The organism is Corynebacterium ammoniagenes DSM 20306 (genome assembly GCF_001941425.1).
Taxonomy (GTDB): Bacteria; Actinomycetota; Actinomycetes; order Mycobacteriales; family Mycobacteriaceae; genus Corynebacterium; species Corynebacterium ammoniagenes.
The window spans coordinates 949411-975508 of sequence record NZ_CP009244.1 but is presented as its reverse complement, the minus strand read 5'-3'; the positions used below and the strand labels follow the sequence as shown (position 1 = coordinate 975508).

The following is a 26098-nucleotide window of genomic DNA, read 5'->3' as shown; positions in this document are numbered from 1 at the left end:
TCCCTCTGCCCCTTCCCCGAGATTCTCTGGGAAACAGATAAATTAATAGACAAGCCGCGGCGCGCGCTCATCGAGATTTTCGAAAGTGCGCGCCGCGGCTTTGTTATTCCTCGTCTCCCCCCAGCATCAACCACCTCCCGCATAGATCTAGCTATCTCATCGAAACCCCCAAAAAGAGAGATAGGCTCGGCGTAGGCTCAAAGCAACAAGGTTTAAATATATGGAGGAATACTTGTCCATTTCAGAGCTATCTCAGATGTCCGCAGCACAGATCGCCCGCGCGGTAAAAGCCAAAGAACTTTCTCCGGTAGATACAGTGGAGAATGCTCTGCGCGAGGTTGAGCGCCGAAACCCCGCTATCAATGCGGTGGTGTTTTCTGATCCCGAAGGTGCCCTTAAAGAGGCACGGGAACTTGAAAAGAAAATCGTCGCTGACGAAGAAGTTGGTTTACTCGCTGGTGTGCCCACGTTGATGAAAGATCTCTTTGGTGAGAAACCGGGCTGGCCAGCAACCATGGGCGGACTTTCGGCGTTAAAGGATTCCCGCAGTGCCAGTGGCAGTATCTTCCCACACTCCATGGAACGTGCAGGGGGCATCGTCATTGGGGCAACTAACAGCCCGGTGCTGGGGTTTCGTGGTGTCACCGATAATAGGCTTTTCGGCCCGACGAGAAACCCTTTCAATACGGAATATAATCCGGGTGGCTCATCGGGAGGTTCCGCAGCAGCGGTCGCAGACGGCATGGTCGCGCTAGCTGGTGGAACAGATGCTGGAGGTTCTATTCGCATCCCCTCGGCGTGGTCAGGGACCGTGGGATTCCAACCATCCGTTGGTCGCGTTCCAATGATTCGCCCCAATGCTTTTGGTGAATCCACCTTTATCTACCAAGGGCCTATTACTCGCACCGTGGAAGATGCCGCCTTAGGTATGCAAGCGATGGCTAGCTTCGACCCACGAGATCCGTATTCTTTCCCTGCAGCCAATGACTTCCTCGGCGCCTTAGACCGCGGAGTTAAAGGAATGAAGATTGGCTTTACCCAAGACTTTGGAATCTTCCCCGTCGATCCACGGATTCAAGCCACCGTCGAAGAAGCAGCACGCGCGTTTACAGAGCTCGGCGCGCTGGTTGAGCCTGTCGATTTTAAACTGGAGTACTCCCACGATGAGCTAACGGAGATGTGGTGCAATCTCCTGGCTATTTCCTCCTACGACATTTTGGAGGAATTTGCCGCCAGCGGAAATGATCTGCGCGAGCTGACACCGCAAGATCTATCGCCAGTGCTGCTCGAATACGCCGATAAAGTGCCGAACCGGACGATGTCGGAGTGGTTGCACGATCAAAAGATGCGCACGCATGTCCTCAACCGGTTTGTCGATGTCTTTGCTGACTACGACCTAGTGGTCTCTCCCACCTTGGCTGCGATGCCGGTCAAAAATGAAGTGTCCGGAGAGACTTACGGGCCAACTGAAATCAACGGCGAGCCCATCAACTCATCCATCGGCTGGTGCATGACTTATCTAACCAATTTCACCGGCAACCCAAGTGCATCCGTTCCCGCGGGGCTTGTCGATGGCCTACCAGTCGGACTGATGGTCATCGGCCGGAAAGCTGCCGATGAAGATGTCATGGCAGCAATCTCAGCCTTTGAAAAGGCCCGCCCCTGGGCCAAACAGTATGAAGCGGTGTGGAACCGCGAGCAGAACTAGCCTTGTAGCTCCGCCCAGATAGCTTCATTGGTTTCTTGCCATAGCGGCTTGGCCCATTCGCCAAAGTCGCGGTCAGCCAGGGCCACCATGGCGTAGTCGTCGGCGACCCATAGGTATGTGCCGCTCATGCCGAAGTGCCCGGCGGCATCGGCAGGCATATTCGTGCTCATCCAGTGCGGGTCTTTCTCGCCATGAATTTCAAAGCCCAAGCCCCAAGGGCACGGGCGGTGCATGCCATAGCCTGGAACAATGCCGCGCAGGTCTGGAAATTGCACCGTGCGCATCTCCGTCAAGGTATCCGGGTGAATAATCTGCGGGTCGAGCACCTCAGAGGCAAATTTCACCAGGTCATCCACACTGGAGATAAGGCCGTGCCCGGCACTTCCCTCCAAGCGGGTGGAGTTCATGCCCAAGGGCTCAAAGAGGCCTTCTTTGAGGTAATCCGGAAAATCCATGCCCGTGGCATCGGCAACAATCTCGGCGGCCCACTCGTAACCGGCGGAAGAATAAATACGGCGGTCTTCCACTGGGCGCTTGGCTTCACGCGAGTCAAAGCCCACGCCGGAGGCATGCGAGAGCAAGTGCCGCAAGGTGGAACCTTCGGGTCCGGCCGGCTGGTCGAGCTCTACTGCACCTTCTTCCACTGCCAACATCACGCCCAGGGCAACAACAGGTTTGGTCACGGACTTAATGTCATATTCGCGGGCAGTATCGCCTATCGTGTCCACCCCGTTGGGCCCGATTAAGGCACCGGCAACATTGTCTACTGGCCATTGTGAAATCTTGTCTAATGCGCTCATGCCCTAAACCTTACCTAGGTGCACACCTGACGAACTGGATCGAAGACCCCCAGTAGGTTAACGCCACGCTAATGGCACAAGAACTTCCGCTTGACCGGTTGCAGGGTTTATACAGGTGGCACATCATATCGGTGTGCCAAAGATTTCGCGACGAAAGATTATCTACGCCGCTGGCACAGCTGCCGGCACCGCAGCCGCAGCAACGCTTACCGCCAGCAATATCCCCACCGCTTTGGCCAACCGACCACAGCCGCAGCCGGCCCCGCCGCCTTTTGCCCACGGCGTGGCCTCGGGCGATCCCATCTCCAACTCGGTGGTGTTGTGGACACGCATTACCGCGCCGGAAGCAGAAGTCTCCGTGCGCTGGGAAATCTCCTCCACCCCAGATTTCCACACCATCGTGGCCACGGGCGTGGTAACCACAGATTCCAGCCGTGATAACACCATCCACGTGGACCCGTTTAGTCTGCAGCCCGCCACGGTGTATTTCTACCGCTTCATTGTCACCAATGGCAGCTATTCCGGACAGGTATCTCCCACCGGTCGCACCAAGACGGCTCCCGCTCCGGGCACCCCGGTGGACCAGCTGACACTAGCCGTGGCCTCGTGTGCCAATTGGGAATCTGGGTATTTCAGCGCGTATCGGGATATGGCCAATAGAGCAGAGCTTTTCGATGCCACCTTATTCCTCGGCGACTACATCTACGAATACGGCTCCGGTGAATACGCCGGCAACGGACCTGTCCGTCTACATGATCCAGCACATGAGCTACGCACGCTCAATGACTATCGCCGCCGATACGCGCGCTACCGCACCGATGAAAATCTGCAGGCCGCGCACGCTGCCCTGCCTTGGATTGCCGTGTGGGATGACCACGAAACCGCCAATAATTCCTGGGCCCACGGCGCCGAAAACCACGACCCCGCCACGCAAGGTGAGTGGATGACCCGGCGCGATGCCGCCATGCAGGCCTACTTCGAGTGGATGCCGGTCCGCGCAACCAGCCCCTCTCAAAACGGCCATATCTACCGCTCCTTTACCTTCGGGGATCTGGCCGAACTGACGCTGATGGACTTGCGTACCTACCGCGATGAGGAAACTAAATCCCCTACTGTTGCTACCGACCCCGGACGCACAATGTTAGGCAGTGAACAGTACACCTGGCTGATTAATAAGATTGAATCTTCTCATGTCGCCTGGAATATCTTAGGCAATTCCGTGATGTTCGCCCCGCTCAACCTCGTCGCCTTGCACAATAATCCGGATGTTTCTTCCGTCTCTAACGCGCTGAGTTCCAATATCAACAACCTGCCGCTCAATGGCGATCAATGGGATGGCTACACCACCGAACGCGCCAACTTGCTGCAGGTTTTAGAACAGCACCATCACAACACCGGTGCCAATCCGCTTTTTCTCACCGGCGATATTCACACCGAATGGGCGCACACCCTCCATGCACCAAATCAGCCTGCCGGCGCTAGCCCGTTGGGAGCAGAATTAGTGTGCTCTTCGGTATCGGCGCCCAATGTCGATGAGATTCTCGGCATTCCACCGAACAATCCGCTCACCCCGGCGGCACAGCAGATCATCCAAGCCGCCAACCCACATTGCCGCCACGTCAACCTCGTCCACCACGGCTATTCCTATGTGACGATTCGCCGCGAAGAAGCCGAGATGCACTGGCTACGCGTCAACGCCATCGGTGACCCGCAAGCTCCCGTCAGCGATAAAATCACCCTGACCTGGCGTAAAGGCCAAGGCTTTACCTCGTAGTTTTCGCCTTTAATTGGTCTACCGCAGCGCTGCTTTGAGTTCTGTCCCAATCACCCGGCGCGCTATTTTACCGTCTCGAATAACTCCACCTACTTGCACGAACGGATGGACCTGCCCATTAAATTGCATAGCGTTGACAACGTTGCCGGCCGCCAGCATCCGCTGCGCGTAGCTGCTTATTTCGCTTACTAACGGATCATGTTCTGCCGAAATAACAGTGGCCGGCGGCAGCCCTGCGAGATCCGGGTTCAGCCCCGGCGACATGCGAACATCGCTGCGATCCGCCGCACCAGCGTAAGCGTCATAAAAGTATTCCAATCGACGACGCGTCAGGTAGTAGCCATCCTCGTATTTCCGATGCGACGAGGTATCCAAGCTTGATAAATCCATGACCGGATAAACAAGTACTTGATGCGCAATCTGCTCTCGTCGTTCCTGGGCGATTACCGCCGCGATATTGCCACCGGCACTATCCCCACCAATAGCAACCCGCTTCGGATCAATTCCCAGCGTCGTTTCACCGGCAAGCACTCCATCGACTACCGCCAAGCAATCATCCAACGCAGCAGGGAAAGGATGCTCCGGTGCGCGACGATAATCGACACTAATGCAGATCATTTCTGATGCCGCCGCTATATCGCGGACTGCCGGATCTGCAACATCGACATCACCAAGTACCCAACCACCGCCGTGGAAGTAGATGAAGGCCGGCTGGTCCCCTGCAGTTTTCTCGGAAACTGCTGGGATATACACCCGCACGTTGACTCCGCGAATCGTCGAATCAAAGACTTGGGCCAATTCCGTCTTTGTCCCCCACGAGCTACTTGCCTGTAATTGATCGTGCCGGTTCTTCTCCGGCGTTTGGGTATCTAGCTGTGGCGAATCACGTGTGGAATCCAGGAAAGCTTCGGCGTCGGGATGTAGGTAGTTCATGAATCCAGTCTGCCCTTATCAACGACGCTGCGAGCCCAGTTTCCTAGTGCTCTCCCCCATTCCCGGGGGCAAGCCTGGTCAATATTTTCCTGCAGACGGCATTTTATTCGGCGATATTCCTGAGATTGAATGCCCAAGGAAACCACGGCGAAAGCCCTGCGCCCATGCACAATCTCTTGGCTAGACTACCCCTCCGAGAAACTTCACATGTTTAGCAATGGGGGCAAATATGACCAAGCCCATATTGAAGAATTAATAAACACGGATAAAGTCGTACTTAATCATTTGTTTCCGACTTTTGGAGGAGTTTCATGTTCGTCACGACTAAGCCTACTACTAAGGCTCAGCGACTCTCACCTGCGCACGAAGAAATCGTTAAAGCCACGCTCCCAGTAGTTGGCGAAAACATCGAGACCATCGCGAACACCTTCTACAACATGATGTTCTCGGCTCATCCAGAGTTGCTGCGCAATACCTTTAACCGTGGCAATCAAAAGTCTGGCGAACAGCAAAAGGCACTGGCTGCATCCGTTGCAACCTTCGCAACCATGTTGGTTGACCCCAACGCACCAGATCCAGTCGAGCTCCTCAACCGCATTGCTCACAAGCACGTATCCCTCGGAATCACCGAAGATCAGTACCAGATCGTCCACGATCACCTCCTAGCTGCAGTGGCGGAAGTCCTTGGCGAGGCCGTCACTCCAGAGGTCGCCGAAGCATGGTCTGCGGTGTACTGGATCATGGCCGGAATCCTCATCGACCACGAGAAGATTTTGTACGCATCCGATGGCGTTGAACCAGGAGACGTCTTCCGCGAAGCAAAGGTCATCGAGAAGAACGAACTGACCGAGCGCGTTACCGAATACGTCCTCGAGGGCGATTTCACCGAACCACAGCCAGGCCAGTACACCTCAGTGGGTGTCAAGCTGCCCGACGGTGCACGTCAGCTGCGCCAGTACTCAATCATTGGTGGCGACTCGACTCAGTATCGCATCGCCGTGGAAACTGACGGTGAGGTCTCCAATCACCTGCGTGAAGCCGTCAATGTCGGTGACACCATCGAAGCCACCCTCGCAGCAGGCGAGCTCGTCCTTCAGGACTCCGATCGCCCAGCTGTGCTGATTTCCTCCGGCATCGGCTCTACCCCGATGGTCGGCATGCTCGCGTACCTGGCACAAAACAATGCCAACCGCGAAGTTCTCTACCTGCACGCTGATGACTCCGCCGAGTCCTGGGCACAGGAAGGCCACATCCGCGCACTCGCAGGTCAGCTCGATAATTGCCAGCTTGTTTCAGCTTCTCGCAGCGAAGGCCAGCTTCTCGATGTCTCCGCCCACAACCTCGTCGGCGCCGATGTATACATCTGCGGCGGTAACACCTTCCTCCAAGCCATCCGCACCGGTCTTGATGGCCTCGAGCATGACGCGAAGCCGGCATCGGTCAAGTTTGAGCTGTTTAGCCCGAATGACTGGTTGATCAACTAAGAACTTGCCTAGGCGTGCCGCAAAGGCACTTTCCAGACAGTGCGTCTAGGCACCACAATGGCCGTTGGCCCGATTAGAATTCGGATCAACGGCCATTTGTCATGAAAAGACGTGGTGATACCTCAGCCTTCCAAGCTGAAGACTCAGAGTCCAGGTGCTTGCAAGATTCGACGGATGGACTAATCCTCATCTTCTTCAAGCTGAGGTTTCTTTTCAACGGTGTTGTAGGCGATGAAACCGAACAGGCTTGCAATCACAGCCAAAGCAATGGATGGCTGTGCAAATTGGCTATAAACTCCGGATACGATGCCACCATTTTGGATAATAATGCCGAACGCCTGCCCGAATACGATGATGAATCCTAGGATGAAGAACAAAATCATCGATAGAGCGAAAAGCATCGTGCTTACTCGATTTATTGACTGTTTCATTGCTATCCTCCAGTCGGGACGGGGATTACTCCAATGGCGATGAGCACGCCAAGGATAAAGAACGGAACGACGTAATAGATCACCAGCGGAATGAAGGTCTTTTCAGGTTTGGCACCGGTAATACCGCAAGCAACGAAGATTGAACCAGATGCAGGCGGCGATGCACCTTCAGTGGAGGCGAATACCAAAATCGCAATCAACGCAAGGATTGGTTCCACACCGGCACCGACCATGGCAAAGAGGGAAACTTGTCCCACGGCACTGAGCGTCGCCGATGATGACAGCGGGCCAGCTACAGCCACAACTAGCAGTCCGACAAGAACGACCAACAGCCACTGAGGAAGATTCAGGTTCTCCAACACCATGTTGACATCGCGATCAAGGCCGAGCTGAGCGAGGATTTCACTGGCGAGGATAGCGAAGAACAAGATGGCACCGATGGTATAGAAGTGAGAGATTCCACCTTCCATAAATTTCCACCAGGCTTTGGGTGATTTGGGAAGGTCTTTCCACGCCACAACGCCGCTGATGAAAATAATGAGGATAGGGATCCACATAATCAGGGAGATATCGTCCATCGCGTCACCAACAGGCGATGCTTTCAGCGCGTTAGCCAGCGGGCCGACGGTCATGAAAATTGGGATCACTGCGCCAAAGAAGATTAATGTCGATGGCCAGCCGCGCTTCATCGTCACCTTGAGTGGGACGTGTTCTGCACCGGTTTCAGCTTTGATTCCGTCTCGGTAAACAAACCAAATGGTAAGAAAGACGCGATATATCACCTGGTACATTCCGGCAATCAACAAGGCTAGGTAGACCTGGCTCGTGGTCACAAACGTGCCCGCGAAGCCAATCATGATGACCATTGAGGCGCTTGGAGGAAGTGCTGCACCAAGACCCGCGTTTCCAGCAATAACTGTGGCCGCGCGATGTGGCGTCCATCCGGTCCGCACCATCCAGGGGCCGGTGATGGAACCACTGGCCGCGGCATTTCCGGTGTTGGAGCCACCCGCCAAGGCACCCATGGCACCTGATGCCACGGTATCGACCAGCGCAGGACCTCCAGGAAGACGACCAAGTGCAGAACTTAAGATCGCAATGAGTTTGTCCATTACTCCGGTTTGCTGCACAAAGTAGGTCATGAATACGAATGCTGCAGCGGCGAAGAGGACTTCGTTCTCAATGGCATTTGATACTCCTGAGACAACGTATTCCGGAGCATTGCCACCAGCAAACAACAATGTTGCTAAGAATCCAACGAGCATGGCTTCGGCCATATTTCGCTTGAACACCACGTTCCACACGACAATGACGGCGATAAAGACCACCAATGCGATTAGGGCGATAGGCATGTCAGTCCTCCCTCCTTTCTATTCTTTTCTTAAGTGACCTGGTCGGCCGTCTTCTTGGCTATTTCTCGTTGGATCTTTGTGCGGCGTTCAGCTTCATCTTTGACAACTGCTTGTCCAGAGCTAAGGACCTGCTCGGCGCTTTCAGCTGGCACGACTACAACGCCATCCGCATCTGCTACGACATAGTCGCGGTGACGGCAAACAACACCACCGATTGAGACGTCGACGCCCAGCCTTCCCGGTCCGGTCTTGTACGGACCTGCTGGGGAAACTGCCCGCGCCCATACTGGAAAATCAAGCTTTGCTAGCTCATCTACATCACGTACTGCGCCATCGATAATCATTCCAATGATGCCCGCGTTTTGTGCGCGTTGTGCGATTAATTCGCCCATGAGTGCACGCTCGGTGAATCCGCCGCCGGAAACTACGAGGATGTCGCCAGGGACTACTTCTTTTAGGGCTCGGTGCAAAGCTTGGTTGTCGCCTTCGCGGGTGTGGATAGTAAAAGCTTTGCCCGCTATTGGTCGAGATGGCCAAGTTTGTTTGATCGCGGAATCCACCAACCCCAAGCGGTCACCGCCGTCCCCGATTGCTGCAGTAGGCACTTTTGCCAATTCCGCGGATAGATCAGACTGGCCTTCGCGTGACCAGTACGAATGAACGTCCAAAGCTCCGCGGGTAACCGGCCAATTCACCGACGCACCCGCGTGCTCTTGAAGCTGGGCCAAGCTGTCTTTTAGTTCGAAAGAACGTCGTGTGGCATGAATCTTCGTACCTTCATACAGACGATCAAGGGCGGCTTCACCATCCACGACCGCGTCTGCAATCTGCTTGCGCATCCAGCCGACTTCACCAGTCTCTTCACCCGCACGCATGGACTCGGTCACCAATGCTCCAAGCCCCTTCATGAACACGCTTCGCAGCAACTTTCGCTGTGATGCGTCACCGATTTCACCACCAATAGCTTCGGTATCTGCATCGATGGCTTGCATTGCGCGAGCAGCTTCATCAGCATGCGCCCCTGCGAGCAGCAAGTGAACCTTTGCTCCATATCGCATCACGGAACCGATGACTGCCCCGTCGACCATCTTGATTTCTGGACCGAGTACGCCAGCGACTTCTTGCTTTCGACTAGGCGCAGCCGAATTCAAGTCGATGTATACCGCGCCTGGTGAGGCACTTGCTCGCGTTTCCTCGGCGACGATCACTGCGGCGCGCGCTGCCACCAAACTGATGATCAGCTCTGCATCCGCTACGGCACTGCCGACGGATTCTGCAATCGTGACACCAGCCAGTGGTTCGACTTCACGAACATCAAACCCTTGAACTTCATGGCCCTTTTCAGCAAAAGCAGCAGCATACATCTTGCCGGCTTCTCCTAGACCCAAAATTGCGACTCTCATAGCCCCTCTATCACTAGATGATAATTGCTATCACTCCATGAAGTGAATAGAAGAAATTGTGACCTACCGCGCACTGAATGTCAATCGTGATTCAAGAAAAATATTTCAGCGGGTGATAACTTGTTTCGCACAAGGTTGTGGAACATACTTAAAGCACGCGTCGCCGCTAAGAGAGGTAAAAAGTTGGCTGAAAATAACCAGGGTCGAACGCTTGAACGAGCGTTCGATGTCATTGAATGCGTCTCCTCTTCGAGCGATCCGCTGACGCTTACGCAGATTTCTAAAGCGACCGGCTTGCACATTGCGACGACCAAACGCATTTTGGGAACCCTGGAACGCCGTCTTTATCTCAAACAAGCGCCCAACGGATATACCCTTGGACCGCAAGTACTCCCCCATGCACATGCGTTTCTGCTCCAGGACCGCCTTGCGCTTATTTCCCCGCCAATCCTTCGAGATCTAACGGCAGTCACCTCTTTGACCTCGTCGGTTTTTGTCCCCTCTGGAGACCAGCGAATTCTCATTTCGCGCGTCGAAGCCCCGAACGCATTGGGATATGAGTTTCCGATCGGGCAGGTCCTCTCGCTCACCCTCGGCGGTGGCAAGGTATTGCTCGCACATAAACCTGCCGAAGAGCAAGAGCGCATTATCGAAGCCGCCGATTCGACCCCGTTGGCGGACCAGAAGGTACAGACTCCTGAGACTCTTCGCGCTGATATCGAACAGATTCTGGACACTGGAATTTTCGTCAGTGCTTCAGAGCGCAGCCACGGAACCGTGAGCTTAACTGCGCCGATTCGAAATGGAGATGACACGGTCATTGCATCCATCAACATCACTGGTCATGATGGCCTTACAAACGCCGAGGATATCCTTAAGCATCAAGCAAATGTTCTGCAAGCTGCTCGTCGTATCAGCAGCCAGATGTCTTAACCCAAAGCTTTGCAGCGCCAGCGTTCAACGCGCACCGATTAATAGACCCCCGCATCAGCGGCGGATTCAGACTCGACAGAGAGCAGAAGCGGGCCCCATATCAGAATCGAGTGGGCTTTCTATTTCGGCCAGATATTGCCGTTAGGGTTAGCAAACGGTTCAATCCCTCGATTTACTAGCCCTGTTGTGTCTAACAAAATACCACTGACGCGGCACCAGACTTACACGAGCAAAGCAAAACGATAGATGAGATTAAAATTGGAAACCATGATCCCCATCGACTATACAGAAGAAAATACAAAGTTCGTTCCGTTCAGACGCGTAATGAAAGCACCTAAGAACGCGACGCTTCAGTGGGTAGCCCTTGTCCACGGATTCAAACTTGGCAATTACACTAATCAATTCCCGTTTCGAATTGAACTCGAAAAACAGCAACTGGATAATCTTCAGCAATATGTAGATAGATGCTCTGCAGTCGCACAGTGCGATCCGCTTTGGTCAGGCTACAGCTCAACTTGGGTCTCAAATCGTGAGCGGCCACAAGGTCAAGATTTCAAAATTATCAGTGACCACGACATGCGCTCTGTATGCCTTACTTTTAGGCAGCTCTATTCCAATGATGAGCCTGGCATGACGTTCAGGAACGTGAACAATCTGATCCAAAAGATTTCGCGCAACCAATTGGAGCCTCAAGAATTTGAACAACTGAATCAAACATTCCTTAAGCCGCTCCTTACAGCCGCTAAAGAGCTGCAAACAGAGTATTTTGACGATATTTTCATTGAGCGGGTACTTCCAAGTTTGACAGCGCGGTCGCCCCCACCGCGGGAGCGAGATAAAAACGAAATTGACCCGGAAAAAATTATTTCTATTTTGTTCTATGGGGGTTATGTGCATGCAGGTAAACACACCGAGACGTTTGAACTACTGAAGAGTGAACCCGCGCGTTTTCATCAATTGCGGTACCAGTTCATAGGACAAGTTAGAGCCTTCTCCCTGATCTACCTCAGCTTCGGAGAAATGATTCTTGCGCTCGCAAGGGGTAACGGGTTAGTACGGCCTATTTATAGAACCGATCATCAAACTAATTTCAGTTTTGACGGGTGAATTTAACCAGTAATTATCGCACCAGCTGGCAGCTAACAGAAACGTGCAATTCGGGGCTTCACCGATGCCAATACCGTTCGCTAGAAAGGAGCAGGGACCGCCGAGAGGGCGAGGGGCTCAGTTTCATCCCCAAGCTTGCGAAGATGTTCACTACGTTGTCAGTTTCTTGCGGTTTCCAATAAAACTGAGTTCGGGAGACCGAGCAACAAGTTTCAGCAACCGATACTCTTTTAATAAGATCCATAGGAAATGAGCGAGCAACCAATGAGTAGACACAAGGAACAAGTGACCGACGCTCACCGCGCCGATCGAATCAAACTACTTCAGACGAATCCTGAAAAATACTTTGAAAATAAGCGTCGCATAAACTTCGGGTTCGTGACTTCTTCGGATAATCGTTCCGAAAGAAGGTCGCGCCGTTAGGCGCGTGCATACACGCGTGGCTTCCCGTTCAGGCTCAAGTCAGACAGTCAGCCGAATAAAAAATTATGTCTCGAGATACCGGTTACTCATACCGAATCTCGAGACATTGTTCTTGTGGGGCCAACGGGGCTCGAACCCGTGACCAGCGGATTATGAGTCCGCGGCTCTAACCGACTGAGCTATAGCCCCATCGCGACGCAGCGCAGCTGGGCTTAAACACCCGCCGGCATGCACGCTGGAATCATTATATAGGTGAGATCTTCAAGCGTCCTAAATGCCCCGGTTTAGGGTCACGGAGTCAGCGCTAAAAATCGCGAAGCGCGGACAGGACCGCAGTGGCTGGCTAGGGTTTAAGTATGTCCAAAGCACTGATTATGGTTGATGTTCAAAATGATTTCTGCCCTGGTGGTTCGTTGGGTACCGAGCGCGGGCATGACGTAGCGCGCGGGATTAATGAGCTAATTACCGGTGAGCATTCCTATGACGTTATTGTCGCGACCCAAGATTGGCATATTGATCCGGGTACGCATTTTTCGGATGAGCCGAACTTTGTCGATACCTGGCCGGTGCACTGCACCGCGGATACAGAGGGAGCGCGGATGCACCCCGATCTGGATTTAACGAAGATCCGGGAGTACTTCCGCAAGGGTGAATACACCGCGGCGTATTCGGGATTTGAGGGTCATGCGGCATCGGATGAATCGACGCTCTTGGCGCAGTGGCTCAAAGATAATGGCGTTACGGAGGTCGTGGTGGCAGGCATTGCCACCGACCATTGTGTGTTGGCCACGGCGAAGGACGCACTCAAGGAAGGGTTTCAAGTCTCCATAATTGCGGATCTGTGTGCGCCGGTGGATAAAACCCGAGGTGAGAATGCTCTCACCGAGCTTGAAGAAGTAGGAGCAAGTATCATACGATAGTTGGAGACAACTAATAAAGGCATTCATGTACAGGAGCAATGGGCATGTCGGGCGCGGTAACTTCCACCACTGAGAATCAAGCGAAGGTTTCCGCCACTCGCCCACCGCGTTCCACATCGCGCACCACCCCCCGCATGGCGTCTCGCACGAAGGCGAGCAAGCCGAAGTCGCGGCGCTCGCAGGGATGGATGCCCAATCAGCACGGCGCGTGGTTCATGCTGTTTATCCCGCCGGTGGTGGGAATGATCCTGGAGCCATCGTTAAGCGCTGTGCCACTACTGCTGACCTGGTGGGCGGGTTATTTCACCTATTTCGCAGTCACTATTTGGGTCAAAGGACGCCTGCGTCAAAAGCACCTCCCGCCGGTACTCACCTATGGCGCCATCACTGCGGTCGCGGGTATTGCAGCGCTGATTACCCAGTGGCAGCTGCTTAGTTGGCTGCCGCTGTTTCTACCCGTGATTGCGGTGGCTATTTATGAAACCATCAAGCGCCGGGAGCGCTCCGTGCTCTCAGGGTGGTCCACGGTGCTGGCGGCCTCGTTGATGTTGCCGGCGGTGGTCTCGGTGGCATCGACAGGCACCCCGGCGGCGATTAGCGCGGATATCTGGTGGGCCACCGCGTGGTTCGCGGCCTACTTCGGCGGGTCGATCTACTACGTCAAAACCCTGATTCGGGACTTCGGCAAGCGCGGCCGCTTCCTGCAATCGGTGGGCTTTCACGCCGCGCTTTTTGTGGGCACCGCAGCGCTGACAATCGCCCAGCCGCACACGTGGTCGGTCGCGGTCGTCGGTGCGCTCTTGGCTGCGCGCAGCTACGCCATTCCACGCTTTGCGCAGCGACGAAGCAAGCGCATTGCGCCGAAATATGTGGGCATGGTTGACGGGCTGGTCACGGTCTTTGTCGTGGTCGCAGCTTTCGCAGCATTTGGCAGTTAACTTTCAACCCGCTTTCAGCCACCGCGCCTAAAGTCGGTGGCATGAACCTTCAGTACTTCCTTTTTCGACTGTGGGAAATAGTCGTTGACCACGCTATCCCACTGATTGCTTTACTTTTACTAGCCATCCTGATCCCCCGCCTGGGGCGTTTGACCATCCGGATTATTGAAGGTCGCCTCGATGAGGAAGAAGAATCCACCAAGTCCCGCCTAGCTCTGTTGGGCGCGCTGGTTTATGTCATTCAGATTGTCGCCTTCTTCCTCATTATTTTGCTGGCGCTGTCTAATCTGGGCGTTCCGCCCTTAGGCGCCGCGGTGCCCGCCACGATTGTTTCGGCGGCCGTCGGTTTTGGCGCACAAAGTATCATTGGTGACTTTCTCTCGGGTTTCTTTATCCTCTCCGAGCGACAATTCGGCGTGGGTGACTACGTCAGCTTTGACGGCACGAATTCCGTTACCGAAGGCACCGTGGTGGCCTTGACCTTGCGCGCGACCAAGGTGCGCACACCATCTGGAGAAGTGGTGATGATTCCGAATGGTTCTGCCGGGGTTATCACCAACTTCTCCCAAGAATGGTCCCGCGCGGTGGTCAACTTTGATGTTCCGGTGCGCTCGGGTGAAAACCTCGATGAGATTCAACAAACCATTGCCGAGACCGCGCAGACAGCAGTGCAAGATCCTTCCATTGCCGATGATGTCGCAGGTGATGTCGAAATTCTGCCGGCCACCTCGCTGACCGCACCCACCGCGGCCGGTCAGCCGTGGAAGGTGAATTTCCGCGTGCTCGTGGTGGTCAACCCGGCGCGCCAGTGGGCCGTTGAGCGCGGGATTCGCTCCGCGTTGCTCAATGTCTTTTGGGATCACTTCCGCACGCCCTTTGAATCCACCGATAAGGAATTGGCGCAGGTGGAGGGGTCAAAGGAGCCATCGCTTAGCGATGCCCCCACCGAGCACCTTCCCACCACCTCCCCCACCGCGGCAGCGGATACTCCTACGGAAGTTATCCCCGTGGATCCGGGCTCTTCCGAAGCAGAGTCGTCCCTCGAAGACACCCAAGACGCTGCCGCAGCTGCGGAAGAAGCCGAGCAAGCAGACGAGGACATCGCCCCAACCGCGAAAGATGATGGCCCTGGTCGACCTTCCCAAACCGCAGAAACCGATGCGGACGACTTGGAGGATTCTGACACCGACGATGAGGACGACTCGAAGAAAAAGCGCCGCGATTTCTGGCGCACCGATGCCTACAGCGAGCGCTGGAAGAAGATCTTAAGCTTCGGCGGACGCGTGCGCGTTTCCACCACCGGCCTTATCCTGGCGCTGGTCTTTACCGGCGGGCTAGCCCTTGCTTCCTCCAACCCAGAAGAAGGCAGCGCTGGCGTGCTTTCTCCGGATTATTGGCAGCAGCGCTCCGCGCAGTCCAGCGAGGAAGAAACCGAGCCGGCAGAGCCACAAGATACCACCGTGGACCAGCCATCCTACGAGCCACAGCCTGAGCAATCAGTAGACCCTGCGCCGACGGATCAGCAAAACCCGGACGATACGCAGAACTACCAAGACCAGTACCAGGATGATTCCACGGGCCCCACCCAGCAGAATTCTCCGAATAACCAGACCCCTAACCAAACCCCAAGCCAGGCACCAAACCAGCCAGATTCCAGCGGCAATTCCGGCACCCAGGGCACTGGCGGACAGCAATCCCGGACCTCGGGTGATGGCGCAGCCTCCGGCGCTAATACCCTCCAGGTCCCAGAACCCACCGAGCAGTACTAAAACACCTCACGCCCAAGCGTCCTTCCGGCTTTCCCACAGCAGCCGGAGGGACGCTTGTTCTATGTCCACAGCCCTAAAACGTTCACCACATGCGCCACACCAGTCACTTCCGTTACAATACATACAGGTCCGCGCTGGTGAGAATCCATACTTCCGCATGGGCTTTCCTATCCCTATCTTTGATTCAGGAGTTTTCATGGCTTTGAAAAAGGCACTGGCCGCCGCGGCGGTTTCTGCAACTGCTGCCGCACTATTGATCTCGAACGCCGGTGCGGAGGACAAAACCGCCTCGGTTGCCCAGGGCGACTTGGTGGGCAATTGCATCGTTAGCTTTAATGACCCCAGCACCAACCGCTCGTACCTGGCGGATTACTGCGAGAATTTCGATAATCCCACGCGCCTGTACGGCGAGGACAACGCTGCCCTCGACGGCTTAGGCACCTTCCACGCTTCCGGCTTGACGGATTTGGGCACGCAGCTGGCCTATATCCAGTGGGATGAGCAGGTAAACGTAGAGGCCAATGACATCTCCACCACCGGTTTCGCTCCGGCACCACAACCAGGCGATACGGTGTTCTTCCACCAGCCTGCCTACCCGGATTCACCTGCCAAGGATGGCCAGGGCACCTATGTCGGGGAGATCAACGGCACCTATTTCATCGACTTCGGCGAGTACACCGGCACCAATGAGCAAGGCACCGGCCTGCTCGATGGCACCACCGTGTGGACTGAAGACGGAATCTTAGGCATCGTCGATGGCCGCGTCCAAGCCCAGGACTACCCACACTTAGCCTTGGTCGCCTCCCCTGAGGCCACCGGTGGGGCCACCGATGAATCCACACAGGACGCACGCTTTGCGCTTTTCGATGCACACTTCCAGCCTGAAGACTCCGCAGGTGAGTCTCCAGAAGACGATGCGAAGGACGATTCCCAAGACGATGAGTCCCAGGATGAAGGCACGCCAAAGGATCCCCAGCAGCCTGGCAAACCCGCCAACCCCAGCGAATCTCCGAAGGCAGATTCGCTCCCAGAGGATCTCTCCTCCCTATTGGGCTCCTCGGTATCTGAGATAGAAGGTTTGTTGTCTAAGCTTCGCTAACCTACCGGAGAATACAGCCAGCCAAGAGCGCGAATAATTAGTCTTCGCGCTCTTTGTATTTCTTAATCAAGCGGTTAACCAGCTCATCGGTGAGTTTGTCATCGGAGAGAATCAAGTCCAGCATCTCATTGTGCGCGTCATCGGATCGTTCGCTGGATTCCTCGACGTGGTCGGTGCTGGTTTCCTCGTCGTAATTTTCATAGGCCTCGCCGGAAAAGTCCATGCCGATATCCGCGAAGAAGCCCGTGCCGGGTTCTTTCTCGTGCTCGTCGTCGTGGTCATCGCCGTTGTCATCGCCGTGGCGTGCATCGGAAGGCGTGCCGGTGACCGGCTTAACCCGCTCGGCTAGTTCTGGTGATGGCTCCGGTGCCTTGTGCTCAGATTCTTTGAGCATCGGCGCCGGCTGGCTCGAGGTATATCCGGAGTACTGCTCCCCTGTATCAGTGTCATCAGGTTGGAATTCGGAGGTAAAAGTCTCCAGGAATTCTTCGGCATCAGATTCCGCAGTCGACCGGCGCTTACCGCGTTTAACTTCCAGCTCAATGCGGCGCTGCAATGCCTTTTCCATCTGCCGATGCCGCCACGACCGAATACGCGACGGCTCATACTTTCTGCCGACCGCGCGGCTTTTATCCTCAGCCTTCTTGGCAAGTTCGGCGACTTGCGCGGCCGATTCATTCACTGGCGCCCACTCAGGGTTGGAGTTAAGACGCCACCCGCCCCAGTAGCCGAGCAAAGATAAGACGATACTGACGACCGGACCTACAACCATGCCGACAGCCAGATATCCCATGGAGTCAGAGAGCAAGACAATGACGGACGCGGCAATCGCCGGGATGACGGTGGGTTGATTATCGCCAAAGACTCCGGGTACGCGGCCGGTGACCACATCACGAATCATCGAACCACCAGTGGCAGTAAATACGCCCATCATGATGCACGGCACCACCGGCAAACCGTAGGTCAGCGCTTTGACCGTACCGGTTCCGGCCCACAGTCCGGAGACAATCGCATCGCCGTGTGCCTGCAATATATCCCAGGTGCGGCCTTTGAAATACACAAAGCGCGCAATCAGCGCGCCGGTAAACGCCAGGATTAGATATTCCGGCTGCGACATCGCCGCAACGGTGCCTCGGTTGATCAGCACGTCGCGGATCATGCCGCCACCCAGGGAGGAAAAGAGCGCGATGAAAAAGAAACCAATGATGTCGTAGCCACGTTGTCTTGCGATGGTTCCGCCAATGATTCCCATCAGTAATACACCGCTGACATCTGACCAGCGGTACAACGAATCAATGAGCGGATCGACCTCTTGCATGCGCTTCATTGTATAAACCAAAACGATATTTGTACTGCGTTACCGCGCGAAGTGCAGGATTAAGGTGAATCAATTAATCAGCAATGCCCACAAGTTCAATGGCCTCGTCGGTTAAGGCAAACACTAATGGGCTCTTCTTGAGCTCCCGAATCAACCCGCGCTCGCGGAGCCGCACGGTTACCGAACGCAGACTTCTCCGAGTACGCCCCATCACTTGGCATAACTCGTCCATGGTCATGCCTGACCGAGGACCGAATAGGTGGACTTGGCCCAAGAGAAAGAGAATGTCTGACTCTTTCTCATCCAAGGCGTCGTCGACGGACGGATCTTCGGAGATAAGTGTTGCAACTTGTTCTCGCATAATGCTTAGCTGACTGTTCTTTTTCACCAAAGAATCCAGTAGTTCTTCCATGGCATCCACCAAAATCTTGGCCAAATCCATCACAAAGAACGTCAATTCGCCAGAGTTGAGCTTTTCTTCCGCCAATTTGAATGCTTTGTAATAACCATTCTTCTGTTGCAAGACTGCGGACGAAAGCGAAATTGCGGTAGGTGCAGAAAGTAGTTCGGTAAGCCGCAGGCTCAATAAAAACCGTCCGAACCGACCATTGCCATCATAAAATGGGTGAACGTGCTCCAGTATAAAATGCCCAACTAGCGCGTTGACCAAATGATGTGCAGATTCCTGTTGCGATTGCAGCATCGTCTGGATCCCAGCATTGATCGATTCTTCGCCCTCAGCACCCCGGTGAATCACTTTTATCCCATCAGTAATTGACACCGGACCTGCCCTGAAGAATTCACCATCAAGCCGATCCTTTTCGGCAATTTCTCGCCCTAAAAGCTGATCATATAGCTCCCTCAGTTCACTCAAGGTTGATGGAAAACGAACACGAGAATCATCCAATTCTCCAAACAAGAGCAAATAGGTCTTGGCCATCTCCTGATATGGCCGAAGGGTTCCATTTGAAAGCCCTGGGTGCTCAGCAGCTTGAATCGCCTCACGCACTTCTTGACGAGTTGAGAAAATCCCTTCAATTTCGTTCGTTGACCGAATTTCACTAATCAGCAAGGAATGCAAGTAGTGGTTTTTGGCTGCACCGGGCAGCAGCGCCCATTGACGCTGAATGTCCAACTCTTTCCGCCAGATGGTTTCTAGTACCTCAGACAATTCTCTGACAAGGTTTACAAAGACGGGCTGGCCATGGACCCTGTAGTTCCAATGCAATGACGACGGAGAGTTAGTCCGCGCAAACCGCTCGGACTCATGACGAGTTCGGGCATCATTACCTGATTGGTGGTAGATAACTTTAAGTTGTTTATAGCTCGACCCGCTCATCCTCACTCCTTCATCTCCTTGTTCAAAGTTGAAACATTGCGCAGATTTCCGCTTTTAAGTTCTAAGTTTAGCCAAGTTGGGAAATTTTCCCTATTTTTTCCCAATTCATTTCGACGTACGCCCTCTATCTTTCAAAAGTGCGCAGTTTTCGACATTTCAAAGCCCAAAACTCGGATGAAAAGTTGAATCTTGCACAAATATTTATCGCCACCCTCCGATACTTCAAAATGGAGGGTGGCGATAAAAGCTACAGCGAGAATTTAGAAGCGAAATACTCCAGAGATAGTGCTAAAAAGGCTCCGGAATGCTCGGCCAAGGGAGTCAAAGATGCCGAAAAATCCGCTTTTCGATGATCCCGAGGAACCAGCAGACGGAGAAGAACCGTCCGAACTACCTGAAGAGCCCGTAGAGTCTGACGACCCAGAGGAACCCGAAGAGCCCGCAGGCTTTTCTGCTTCAGTCACCACGACCACACGATTAGCGGTCGCTTGATTGCCATTCGCATCGCTGACGACATAGCTGATGGCGTAGCGGCCTGGTTTGTCGAAGTCAGCGTTTCCGATCACTTCAATCTTGTCGGTGAGATCGCCATCAACGCCATCGGTGGCGCTAACGCCAGCAAGAAGATCTGCCTGAGAGCCTGCTTCGACAACCAGCTCTTCGTTGGGGACTGTTAGCTCCGGCGCTTCGGCATCGATACCGGCATCCTGTGCGGTGAAGATCGCGAACTGGCGGGTTTCGCCTGGCTCAACTTCTTCACCAGTAGCGATATCACGGCTGGTGGCATACCAGGCATAAACTTCGTCGGATTCGAGGCCTGCCCAATTAACCTGTGCAGGCCAGCCAGAGCGCGCCTGTGCTTTACCGATTTCTTCCCCGGTGTCAGATACCAAGGTCACGGCATCCGTGGAAAAGCTCGTTTTCCGCGTTTCAAACTGTACCGGAAGACGAGTATCGTCTTCCGTGCCGTCATAGCGGGAACGGTCGTCATATTCCGTAGCCCCGAAGTTGTCGAGGAACGGTGAATAGGTATCGACGATCATCTCGCCGGCATCCAAATCAAATTGCAACAGACGCAGGAATGCCGCACCAAACTGCAGCGGAGTATCAGTGCCATAACCACCGACTTCCGTAAGACCGAGCTCATCAGATCCCACTTTGTAGAACTGATAATCGGCCAATAACTCAGTCACGTGGTTGCCTTCGGCGCCGACGTCTTTGCGGGTCACAATGGATACACCGTGCTCATGGCCAGAAAGCACCAACGAGACATTGGGGTTTTTCTCCACGACGCTTTCGAGCACAATATTTCCATCGTGAGACGGCATCGCTCCTCGGCCATCCGGGGAGTTGCTTGGCTTGTTGTAAGCGTGGGTAAGAACGATGGCGTTGCGGTCTGGGTACTGCTTGAGCACGCTATCGGCCCAATCGGCTTCTTCTTGCGTGACGTCAAAGCCAAGGCTGACCACTACGAATTCAAGGCCCTCAGCCGTGAACAGGTCATAGTGGTTATCGTTGTCGCCTTCTTTCCACGGGTGGTGCGAGGCATCGCGTGCTTGCCAGCCGGCGGTTTGCTCAAGAGCTTCATAGCGCTCCGGGCCAAAGTATTCGTTGTATAGGTTATCTGGGCCGGTATCGCGTCCGGTCCAGTTATCGTGATTGCCGGGAAGCACACCGTTGACGATTTCTGCATCGTCAAGGATTTGCTGGGCTTCCGATGCTACTTCGAATTCTTTGCGTGCGTTGTCTTCATCATTGGTTTCCCGAATCCAGTTTTCAATGATGTCGCCGGTGTGCGCGTGGTAGGCAATTTTGCGCTCGTCCGCGTTATCGGCCACCCATTGTGTGGCATCAAGGTAGGACTGCTTCCACACTGCGCGTTCTTCTGGCGAGGCATTTTCTACCGCACCTTCGACAATGTACTGGGTATCAGTGTGGTGCGAGATGGCGAAGTCATAATCATTGGGATCTGCAAAGCTGTCTTCGACACGATTCGGGATATCGTCCGCGAAGACGTCATAGCCCAAGACCATGGCGTGGACAGTAGAGCCATCGACGTGCTCGGAGGTGATGTCTGCGTTCAGGCTCGCCTCGCCGTTGTTGGTGCCACGGCCGCTCGCTAGTTCATCCCAAGTCGAGGTAGCGGTATTCCACGCCAATAGTCGCGCACTGCGGTTCGGGTCAATCTGCCCCTTCCACACGAGTTGGTTTTCTTCAGAGCCGTCTTCTGGAAGTGCTACGTCAAAGCGCTGGAAAGGCATCTGCTGAGTGGACGCAGTCTGGGCACTTTCGTCATCGCCTGGTTTCAGACCGCCAGAAATCTCAGAACCTTCCTGGTACTCAAAATCGAGTGACTCCGGAAGATCGCTGACTACACCTTGGAAACCGCCCTCAGGAGTAGAGGTTGCACCCTTGGTGAAGGTTGTTTCCACGTCCCCACCGGAGGGGTTATCCGCGATAGCGGATAGGGTTACACGGCCGTCACCTTGGCCCGTATCCGTGCCGCCGCCTTCTGGAATATTTCCGCTGGTGAAGTTGATCCGCTCCGTGATGCTTCCACCAAATACATCCTTGGCCTGGATGAGCAGTTCATGCTCTCCTTCTAGCAGACCTGGTCCAATGAGCTGGCCTGCTTCTACTGGCTCGCCATCGAGCTCGTAGACCGGCTCGCCGCTAATCAACGAGTCATCGGCATATTCAACATCGAGCTTTACGGCGTCTTTGACGTGGTCTCCACTAGCAGGAGTGGTCGAAGCTAATTCCAGCTTCTTGTCGCTGTCGACTCCAGATTCGCTGTAGAGCGCCGAAATCTCAGATGGCGTCACTGGCTCCGAGAACAGGCGTGCGTTGCGGAAGGAGGCATCGGCTAGCAACTGTGGCTTGTCTTGGCCGTTAGTGTCACCACCGACGGTAAAGGAATCCGCGTTTCCCGTAGGCACGTTGTAGTCCCCGGAAGTCTTCTTGCTCGCTGCGAGTTCCCCGTTGAGATAAAGCTGAGCTTCCTCACCGTTCCATACACCTACGGCGTGATACCAGCGGTCGGGATCAACTTCTACCCGAGCTTGCTGGTAACCGGAACCAACATTGATGATGAAAGACAGCTGGTTGTCGTACAACGCAAGGGCAAAACCGCCAGCCTCCTTATTGGCGCACAGGCTCTTTTCACTGGCGAACTCTCCATCGAGCCGGAAGGTACATTCCACAGCGAAACCATCGGATAGCGCTTCATCTTGATCGCCGATATCAAACTGAAGAGCGTCGTCTTGGCCATCGAAAGTCGCAACAGGAGCTTCCAGCGCTGGGTCGATAGCAAATTCTGGTTCCCCTTGGACTCGTGCGGGAACATCACGGGCAGTATCAACTGCTCCGGATTCAGAAATTTCAATATCTAGAAGATCTGCTTGTACGTTGTCTTGCCCATAAGCCGCTTGGACCATGGCAACTTGACTGACCGTCACCGCGCTCGCGGCAACTAATGATGCTGCCAGCCGAGTCGATTTAGTTTTCATATAGATTTCTCGCCTCTATGTCGTTGTTCAATACCCATGGAGAAAACCCAATTCCCCCGTCAAAAACAGGTCCCCTTTAAGGACCTGCCGGGGAGCAGGTTAGCGAGACAGAGTTACGCCAAAACAAACTGCAAAACAACATCTGGCCAACGTTAGGTAGATGAAACAACTACCACTTATGTGGCTCGGTTAACGAACACCGTTTGTGACAAGCGGGAAATCCTGTCGCCGAGAAGAAACGTAATAAACTACCGTGGTTGATATGAGCTCGCAGAAAAAGAAGCCCACCAAGGACGACGCCCAAAAGACCACGCCGGCCGATGAACAGCAGGCATTGACTGAGCGCGAGCTCGAGCAGGTAAATAAGCAGTCCAAGCCTGGCTGGGGCAAGATGGTCGGCATCTCCATCGCTTCGGCAGCATTGGGTGGTGGTGCTTTAGCGACAGGTGTGGGCATGGCTGTCGATGCGCCCCAGCGTGCAGACTATGAAATTTCCGATACCGCAGCCACGGAAATTACTAATAGCTTCAGCACGGAGATTCATAATCCTCAAGGTGTGCTCAGCGCCGAGGATGAAGCGCGCATGGCACGCGATGTAGAGCGGCTTGAGGTTCCCGCCGTTGTCGAGCAGCTGCACTATATTGTCTTTGAAGAAAATGATGACAATGTCAATGACACGGTCGAAGAATACCTGCGCGATAACCGCCCCGATCTTATCGGCGATGACTACTTCACCGATGGCGTCCTGATTGTAGGCGTCGGTCTCGACCCGCGCCAGGCTTTCGTCTTCGCCGGCAACGACGTGGCTGAAACATTAGACCTCCGCGATAGCTCGCACCTGGATAAATCACTCGATGCCGTCAAACCTGGTGTGAAAGATAATAATATTCCCGCAGGACTATTCGCTGGTGCGAACGAAGCAACCGATATTTCCACTCTGGCACAAGACCGCTTCGACGATGCCAATAGCGATTACGGCGGCATGCTTGTTGGCTCCGGTGTGGGTGGCGCCGGTGTTGTCTTTGCCGGCGGCATGAGCGTGGGCGCATATCGCCGCTATAAGACAAAAAGGATCGCCCAAGCGCGTGCGGAAATGGCGCTGGTGGGCAAAGAATACGCTGAATTGGCCTCGCGCTTGGATGAAATCGATATCCGCGCGCACTCGCTGACCTCACCATTTGCCGATAACACCATGCGCTCGCAGTGGGAATCCGTGCGTCGTCGCTTCTTCGACATCCATAACCAGGTCGATGCGCTGGGTAACTTAACCTCGCAGGATCCGGATAAGAAATTCCTCGACAACGCCGATAAAATCCACGAAGCCGCGCTGACGACGAGGGAGGTTAGTTATGCGGAGGATAACATCGACAAGCTCTATCGCTTAGAGCACGGCGATGAGACCGCCCGCCGTACTGAACTACATGAGCTGCGCGAAGACGTGGTGGAAGCGCAAGTTGCTCTCGATGACTCCGAATCCGGCCTCTACCGCGAGCTGCAAACGCTGCGCGATCGTGCGGATTCCATGATGAATTCGACGCAAGAGCCCGACTTCCTCGACCAATACGTGGTCTTGCTCAGTGATTACCGCCTCGCGCTGGAACAGCTACGCAAGCAAGAGTTCACCGACATCGACGAGGACAAGAGCACCGATCTGACCGCCCCTGCCCTGACCTCACCAAATTGGCGCCCCGGCTATGGCTACAACGACTTCGTCCCCTTCTGGGCGCTTAGTTCCTGGCACTCCAGCAACGTCGCCGCCCAATCCGCCTCCTCCGGCGGCGGTGCGAACACCGGCTTTAGCTCCGGCTTCTCTGGCGCGGGTGGCTCATCCGGGTTCTAGTGTTACGCACGGCCATTTAAAATCGCACTAGTGGAGTTCCTTTGTAACTAACTTCACCTTCTTAGGCCCTCATTTTTTAGGAAGACCTGCAGAAATGGGATATTATTAGTTCACTTTAGTGCTCAACTCCCCCTCCTCCCTACTGTTTGTTGAGCATGCCTGAAAGGAAAACTTCACATGGGTCGATTATTCAAGCTCGCTGCTCGGATTTTAGCCTCAGCGTCTATACTCCTCGCTGCATTTACCGTATTAGCAGTCCTCACAACTCAGGAGGACTGGGAAATACTATTTGGCGCGCTAGGTTTCTTTATTCCCGGAGCTTGGTGGTTCTACTGCGAATCCAGGGATAAGAAGGCCCAGAAGGAATATGCACAAAGTGCTCAGGCACACGAACAGTGGCGTGAATATCTTGATCCGGCTACCGACCACACCGTGATTGCGGGCATGGGTGATTCGATCCCGGAACCCACACCGGTCAAGCGCCGCTGGGGATGGGTAGCCTTCATCAGTTTCCTCGCTTTTGCAGCTGTCTCCATTTTTACACCAGAGAATCCTGCTTCCTCCGAACCTGTGGCTCCAGAAACTTCTTCCGTTGCGCCGACCACGACATCAGAGAAAACAACGTCGAGTACAACTACAAGTTCGATGACATCTACAACGTCAACGACCAGCACGACTTCGACCACTTCCTCTACGACTTCATCAACTCCTACCGCTGAACCAACAACTGAGGAGCCAGTGGAAGAGCCCTATGTTGAGGAAATCCACCAAGAGCGTCAGCCTGTCTACACACCTACCCCGGAGCCGGTTCAACAGCAGTTCTACCAACAACCCGCTGCTCCGGTAATCCAGGAATCTCCGTCCGTGTACTACCAGAACTGTTCTGCAGTTCGCGCGGCGGGTGCAGCTCCCCTATACATCGGCTCTCCTGGTTACGCCCCTAAATTGGACCGTGACGGCGACGGTGTCGCCTGCGAATAAGACCAGGAACCAAAAGTGAGCAGTGTCCGGTTTTTCT

Annotated in this window: 19 protein-coding genes and 1 tRNA gene; 11 read left to right on the top strand and 9 right to left on the bottom strand. The window is 54.4% G+C overall.

What is annotated here, in order from left to right:
• Nucleotides 1-232 precede the first annotated feature (232 nt).
• Nucleotides 233-1708, top strand: coding sequence for an amidase (locus CAMM_RS04495; protein WP_211273549.1), 1476 nt, complete (start codon nt 233-235; stop codon nt 1706-1708).
• Here CAMM_RS04495 and CAMM_RS04490 read toward each other — a convergent pair.
• Entirely contained in the window at nt 1705-2508 is an 804-nt protein-coding gene (locus tag CAMM_RS04490) for a serine hydrolase domain-containing protein (protein ID WP_003849154.1), read from the bottom strand. The genes CAMM_RS04495 and CAMM_RS04490 overlap by 4 nt on opposite strands.
• Before the next feature lie 133 nt (nt 2509-2641).
• Here CAMM_RS04490 and CAMM_RS04485 point away from each other — a divergent pair, with 133 nt between their 5' ends.
• Complete coding sequence (locus CAMM_RS04485) at nt 2642-4282, top strand: alkaline phosphatase D family protein (protein ID WP_003849156.1); 1641 nt, start codon at nt 2642-2644, stop codon at nt 4280-4282.
• A gap of 18 nt (nt 4283-4300) precedes the next feature.
• Here CAMM_RS04485 and CAMM_RS04480 read toward each other — a convergent pair whose 3' ends face one another.
• Nucleotides 4301-5215, bottom strand: a complete 915-nt coding sequence (locus CAMM_RS04480; RefSeq protein ID WP_003849157.1) for an alpha/beta hydrolase — start codon at nt 5213-5215, stop codon at nt 4301-4303.
• Nucleotides 5216-5526: 311 nt separating this feature from the next.
• Here CAMM_RS04480 and CAMM_RS04475 point away from each other — a divergent pair, with 311 nt between their 5' ends.
• Nucleotides 5527-6699 (top strand): globin domain-containing protein, encoded by a 1173-nt coding sequence (locus tag CAMM_RS04475; RefSeq protein WP_003849161.1) that lies wholly within the window; start codon nt 5527-5529, stop codon nt 6697-6699.
• Between the two features lie 179 nt (nt 6700-6878).
• On the opposite strand, the gene CAMM_RS04470 is transcribed toward CAMM_RS04475, so the two are convergent.
• From CAMM_RS04470 to CAMM_RS04460, 3 genes are read right to left on the bottom strand one after another with little or no spacing between them, the layout of a single operon-like run.
• Nucleotides 6879-7130 (bottom strand): hypothetical protein, encoded by a 252-nt coding sequence (locus CAMM_RS04470; RefSeq protein WP_149027155.1) that lies wholly within the window; start codon nt 7128-7130, stop codon nt 6879-6881.
• Between the two features lie 2 nt (nt 7131-7132).
• Nucleotides 7133-8482, bottom strand: a complete 1350-nt coding sequence (locus tag CAMM_RS04465) for a TRAP transporter large permease subunit (RefSeq protein WP_003849165.1) — start codon at nt 8480-8482, stop codon at nt 7133-7135.
• A gap of 29 nt (nt 8483-8511) precedes the next feature.
• Complete coding sequence (locus tag CAMM_RS04460) at nt 8512-9885, bottom strand: RraA family protein (protein WP_003849168.1); 1374 nt, start codon at nt 9883-9885, stop codon at nt 8512-8514.
• A 183-nt stretch (nt 9886-10068) separates the two neighbouring features.
• On the opposite strand from CAMM_RS04460, the gene CAMM_RS04455 reads away from it, so the two are divergent.
• Together CAMM_RS04455 and CAMM_RS04450 are read left to right on the top strand one after the other, a co-directional pair.
• Nucleotides 10069-10818, top strand: a complete 750-nt coding sequence (locus tag CAMM_RS04455; protein ID WP_040356282.1) for an IclR family transcriptional regulator — start codon at nt 10069-10071, stop codon at nt 10816-10818.
• Between the two features lie 267 nt (nt 10819-11085).
• On the top strand, nt 11086-11925 hold the full coding sequence (locus CAMM_RS04450; RefSeq protein WP_147581041.1) for a hypothetical protein: 840 nt from the start codon (nt 11086-11088) through the stop codon (nt 11923-11925).
• Between the two features lie 538 nt (nt 11926-12463).
• Here CAMM_RS04450 and CAMM_RS04445 read toward each other — a convergent pair.
• Nucleotides 12464-12537 (bottom strand) — tRNA-Ile (locus tag CAMM_RS04445).
• A 167-nt stretch (nt 12538-12704) separates the two neighbouring features.
• Between CAMM_RS04445 and CAMM_RS04440 the strand changes: the two genes are divergently transcribed.
• From CAMM_RS04440 to CAMM_RS04425, 4 genes are all read left to right on the top strand, one after another.
• Entirely contained in the window at nt 12705-13268 is a 564-nt protein-coding gene (locus CAMM_RS04440) for a nicotinamidase (protein WP_003849176.1), read from the top strand.
• A gap of 44 nt (nt 13269-13312) precedes the next feature.
• Nucleotides 13313-14206, top strand: a complete 894-nt coding sequence (locus CAMM_RS04435) for a YwiC-like family protein (protein ID WP_050759897.1) — start codon at nt 13313-13315, stop codon at nt 14204-14206.
• A 41-nt stretch (nt 14207-14247) separates the two neighbouring features.
• Nucleotides 14248-15975 (top strand): mechanosensitive ion channel domain-containing protein, encoded by a 1728-nt coding sequence (locus CAMM_RS04430; RefSeq protein WP_003849181.1) that lies wholly within the window; start codon nt 14248-14250, stop codon nt 15973-15975.
• A 196-nt stretch (nt 15976-16171) separates the two neighbouring features.
• On the top strand, nt 16172-17074 hold the full coding sequence (locus CAMM_RS04425; protein WP_040356284.1) for a hypothetical protein: 903 nt from the start codon (nt 16172-16174) through the stop codon (nt 17072-17074).
• Nucleotides 17075-17111: 37 nt separating this feature from the next.
• Here CAMM_RS04425 and CAMM_RS04420 read toward each other — a convergent pair whose 3' ends face one another.
• From CAMM_RS04420 to CAMM_RS04410, 3 genes are all read right to left on the bottom strand, one after another.
• On the bottom strand, nt 17112-18401 hold the full coding sequence (locus CAMM_RS04420) for a trimeric intracellular cation channel family protein (RefSeq protein ID WP_003849186.1): 1290 nt from the start codon (nt 18399-18401) through the stop codon (nt 17112-17114).
• Between the two features lie 64 nt (nt 18402-18465).
• The gene (locus CAMM_RS04415) at nt 18466-19731 is read right to left on the bottom strand and encodes a Fic family protein (protein ID WP_003849189.1); all 1266 of its coding nucleotides are present in this window, start codon (nt 19729-19731) and stop codon (nt 18466-18468) included.
• Between the two features lie 260 nt (nt 19732-19991).
• The gene (locus CAMM_RS04410) at nt 19992-23240 is read right to left on the bottom strand and encodes a LamG-like jellyroll fold domain-containing protein (RefSeq protein WP_003849191.1); all 3249 of its coding nucleotides are present in this window, start codon (nt 23238-23240) and stop codon (nt 19992-19994) included.
• 262 nt (nt 23241-23502) lie between these two features.
• On the opposite strand from CAMM_RS04410, the gene CAMM_RS04405 reads away from it, so the two are divergent.
• Nucleotides 23503-25080 (top strand): DUF5129 domain-containing protein, encoded by a 1578-nt coding sequence (locus CAMM_RS04405; protein ID WP_003849193.1) that lies wholly within the window; start codon nt 23503-23505, stop codon nt 25078-25080.
• A gap of 177 nt (nt 25081-25257) precedes the next feature.
• On the top strand, nt 25258-26061 hold the full coding sequence (locus CAMM_RS04400; RefSeq protein WP_003849195.1) for an excalibur calcium-binding domain-containing protein: 804 nt from the start codon (nt 25258-25260) through the stop codon (nt 26059-26061).
• Nucleotides 26062-26098 lie beyond the last annotated feature (37 nt).

Bases quoted from the DNA above. Each gene is read 5' to 3' on its own strand.
- CAMM_RS04490 (WP_003849154.1), bottom strand. From the start codon at position 2,508: ATGAGCGCATTAGACAAGATTTCACAATGGCCAGTAGACAATGTTGCC.
- CAMM_RS04480 (WP_003849157.1), bottom strand. From the start codon at position 5,215: ATGAACTACCTACATCCCGACGCCGAAGCTTTCCTGGATTCCACACGT.
- CAMM_RS04475 (WP_003849161.1), top strand. From the start codon at position 5,527: ATGTTCGTCACGACTAAGCCTACTACTAAGGCTCAGCGACTCTCACCT.
- CAMM_RS04470 (WP_149027155.1), bottom strand. From the start codon at position 7,130: ATGAAACAGTCAATAAATCGAGTAAGCACGATGCTTTTCGCTCTATCG.
- CAMM_RS04465 (WP_003849165.1), bottom strand. From the start codon at position 8,482: ATGCCTATCGCCCTAATCGCATTGGTGGTCTTTATCGCCGTCATTGTC.
- CAMM_RS04460 (WP_003849168.1), bottom strand. From the start codon at position 9,885: ATGAGAGTCGCAATTTTGGGTCTAGGAGAAGCCGGCAAGATGTATGCT.
- CAMM_RS04450 (WP_147581041.1), top strand. From the start codon at position 11,086: ATGATCCCCATCGACTATACAGAAGAAAATACAAAGTTCGTTCCGTTC.
- CAMM_RS04440 (WP_003849176.1), top strand. From the start codon at position 12,705: ATGTCCAAAGCACTGATTATGGTTGATGTTCAAAATGATTTCTGCCCT.
- CAMM_RS04435 (WP_050759897.1), top strand. From the start codon at position 13,313: ATGTCGGGCGCGGTAACTTCCACCACTGAGAATCAAGCGAAGGTTTCC.
- CAMM_RS04430 (WP_003849181.1), top strand. From the start codon at position 14,248: ATGAACCTTCAGTACTTCCTTTTTCGACTGTGGGAAATAGTCGTTGAC.
- CAMM_RS04425 (WP_040356284.1), top strand. From the start codon at position 16,172: ATGGCTTTGAAAAAGGCACTGGCCGCCGCGGCGGTTTCTGCAACTGCT.
- CAMM_RS04420 (WP_003849186.1), bottom strand. From the start codon at position 18,401: ATGAAGCGCATGCAAGAGGTCGATCCGCTCATTGATTCGTTGTACCGC.
- CAMM_RS04415 (WP_003849189.1), bottom strand. From the start codon at position 19,731: ATGAGCGGGTCGAGCTATAAACAACTTAAAGTTATCTACCACCAATCA.
- CAMM_RS04410 (WP_003849191.1), bottom strand. From the start codon at position 23,240: ATGAAAACTAAATCGACTCGGCTGGCAGCATCATTAGTTGCCGCGAGC.
- CAMM_RS04405 (WP_003849193.1), top strand. From the start codon at position 23,503: ATGAGCTCGCAGAAAAAGAAGCCCACCAAGGACGACGCCCAAAAGACC.
- CAMM_RS04400 (WP_003849195.1), top strand. From the start codon at position 25,258: ATGGGTCGATTATTCAAGCTCGCTGCTCGGATTTTAGCCTCAGCGTCT.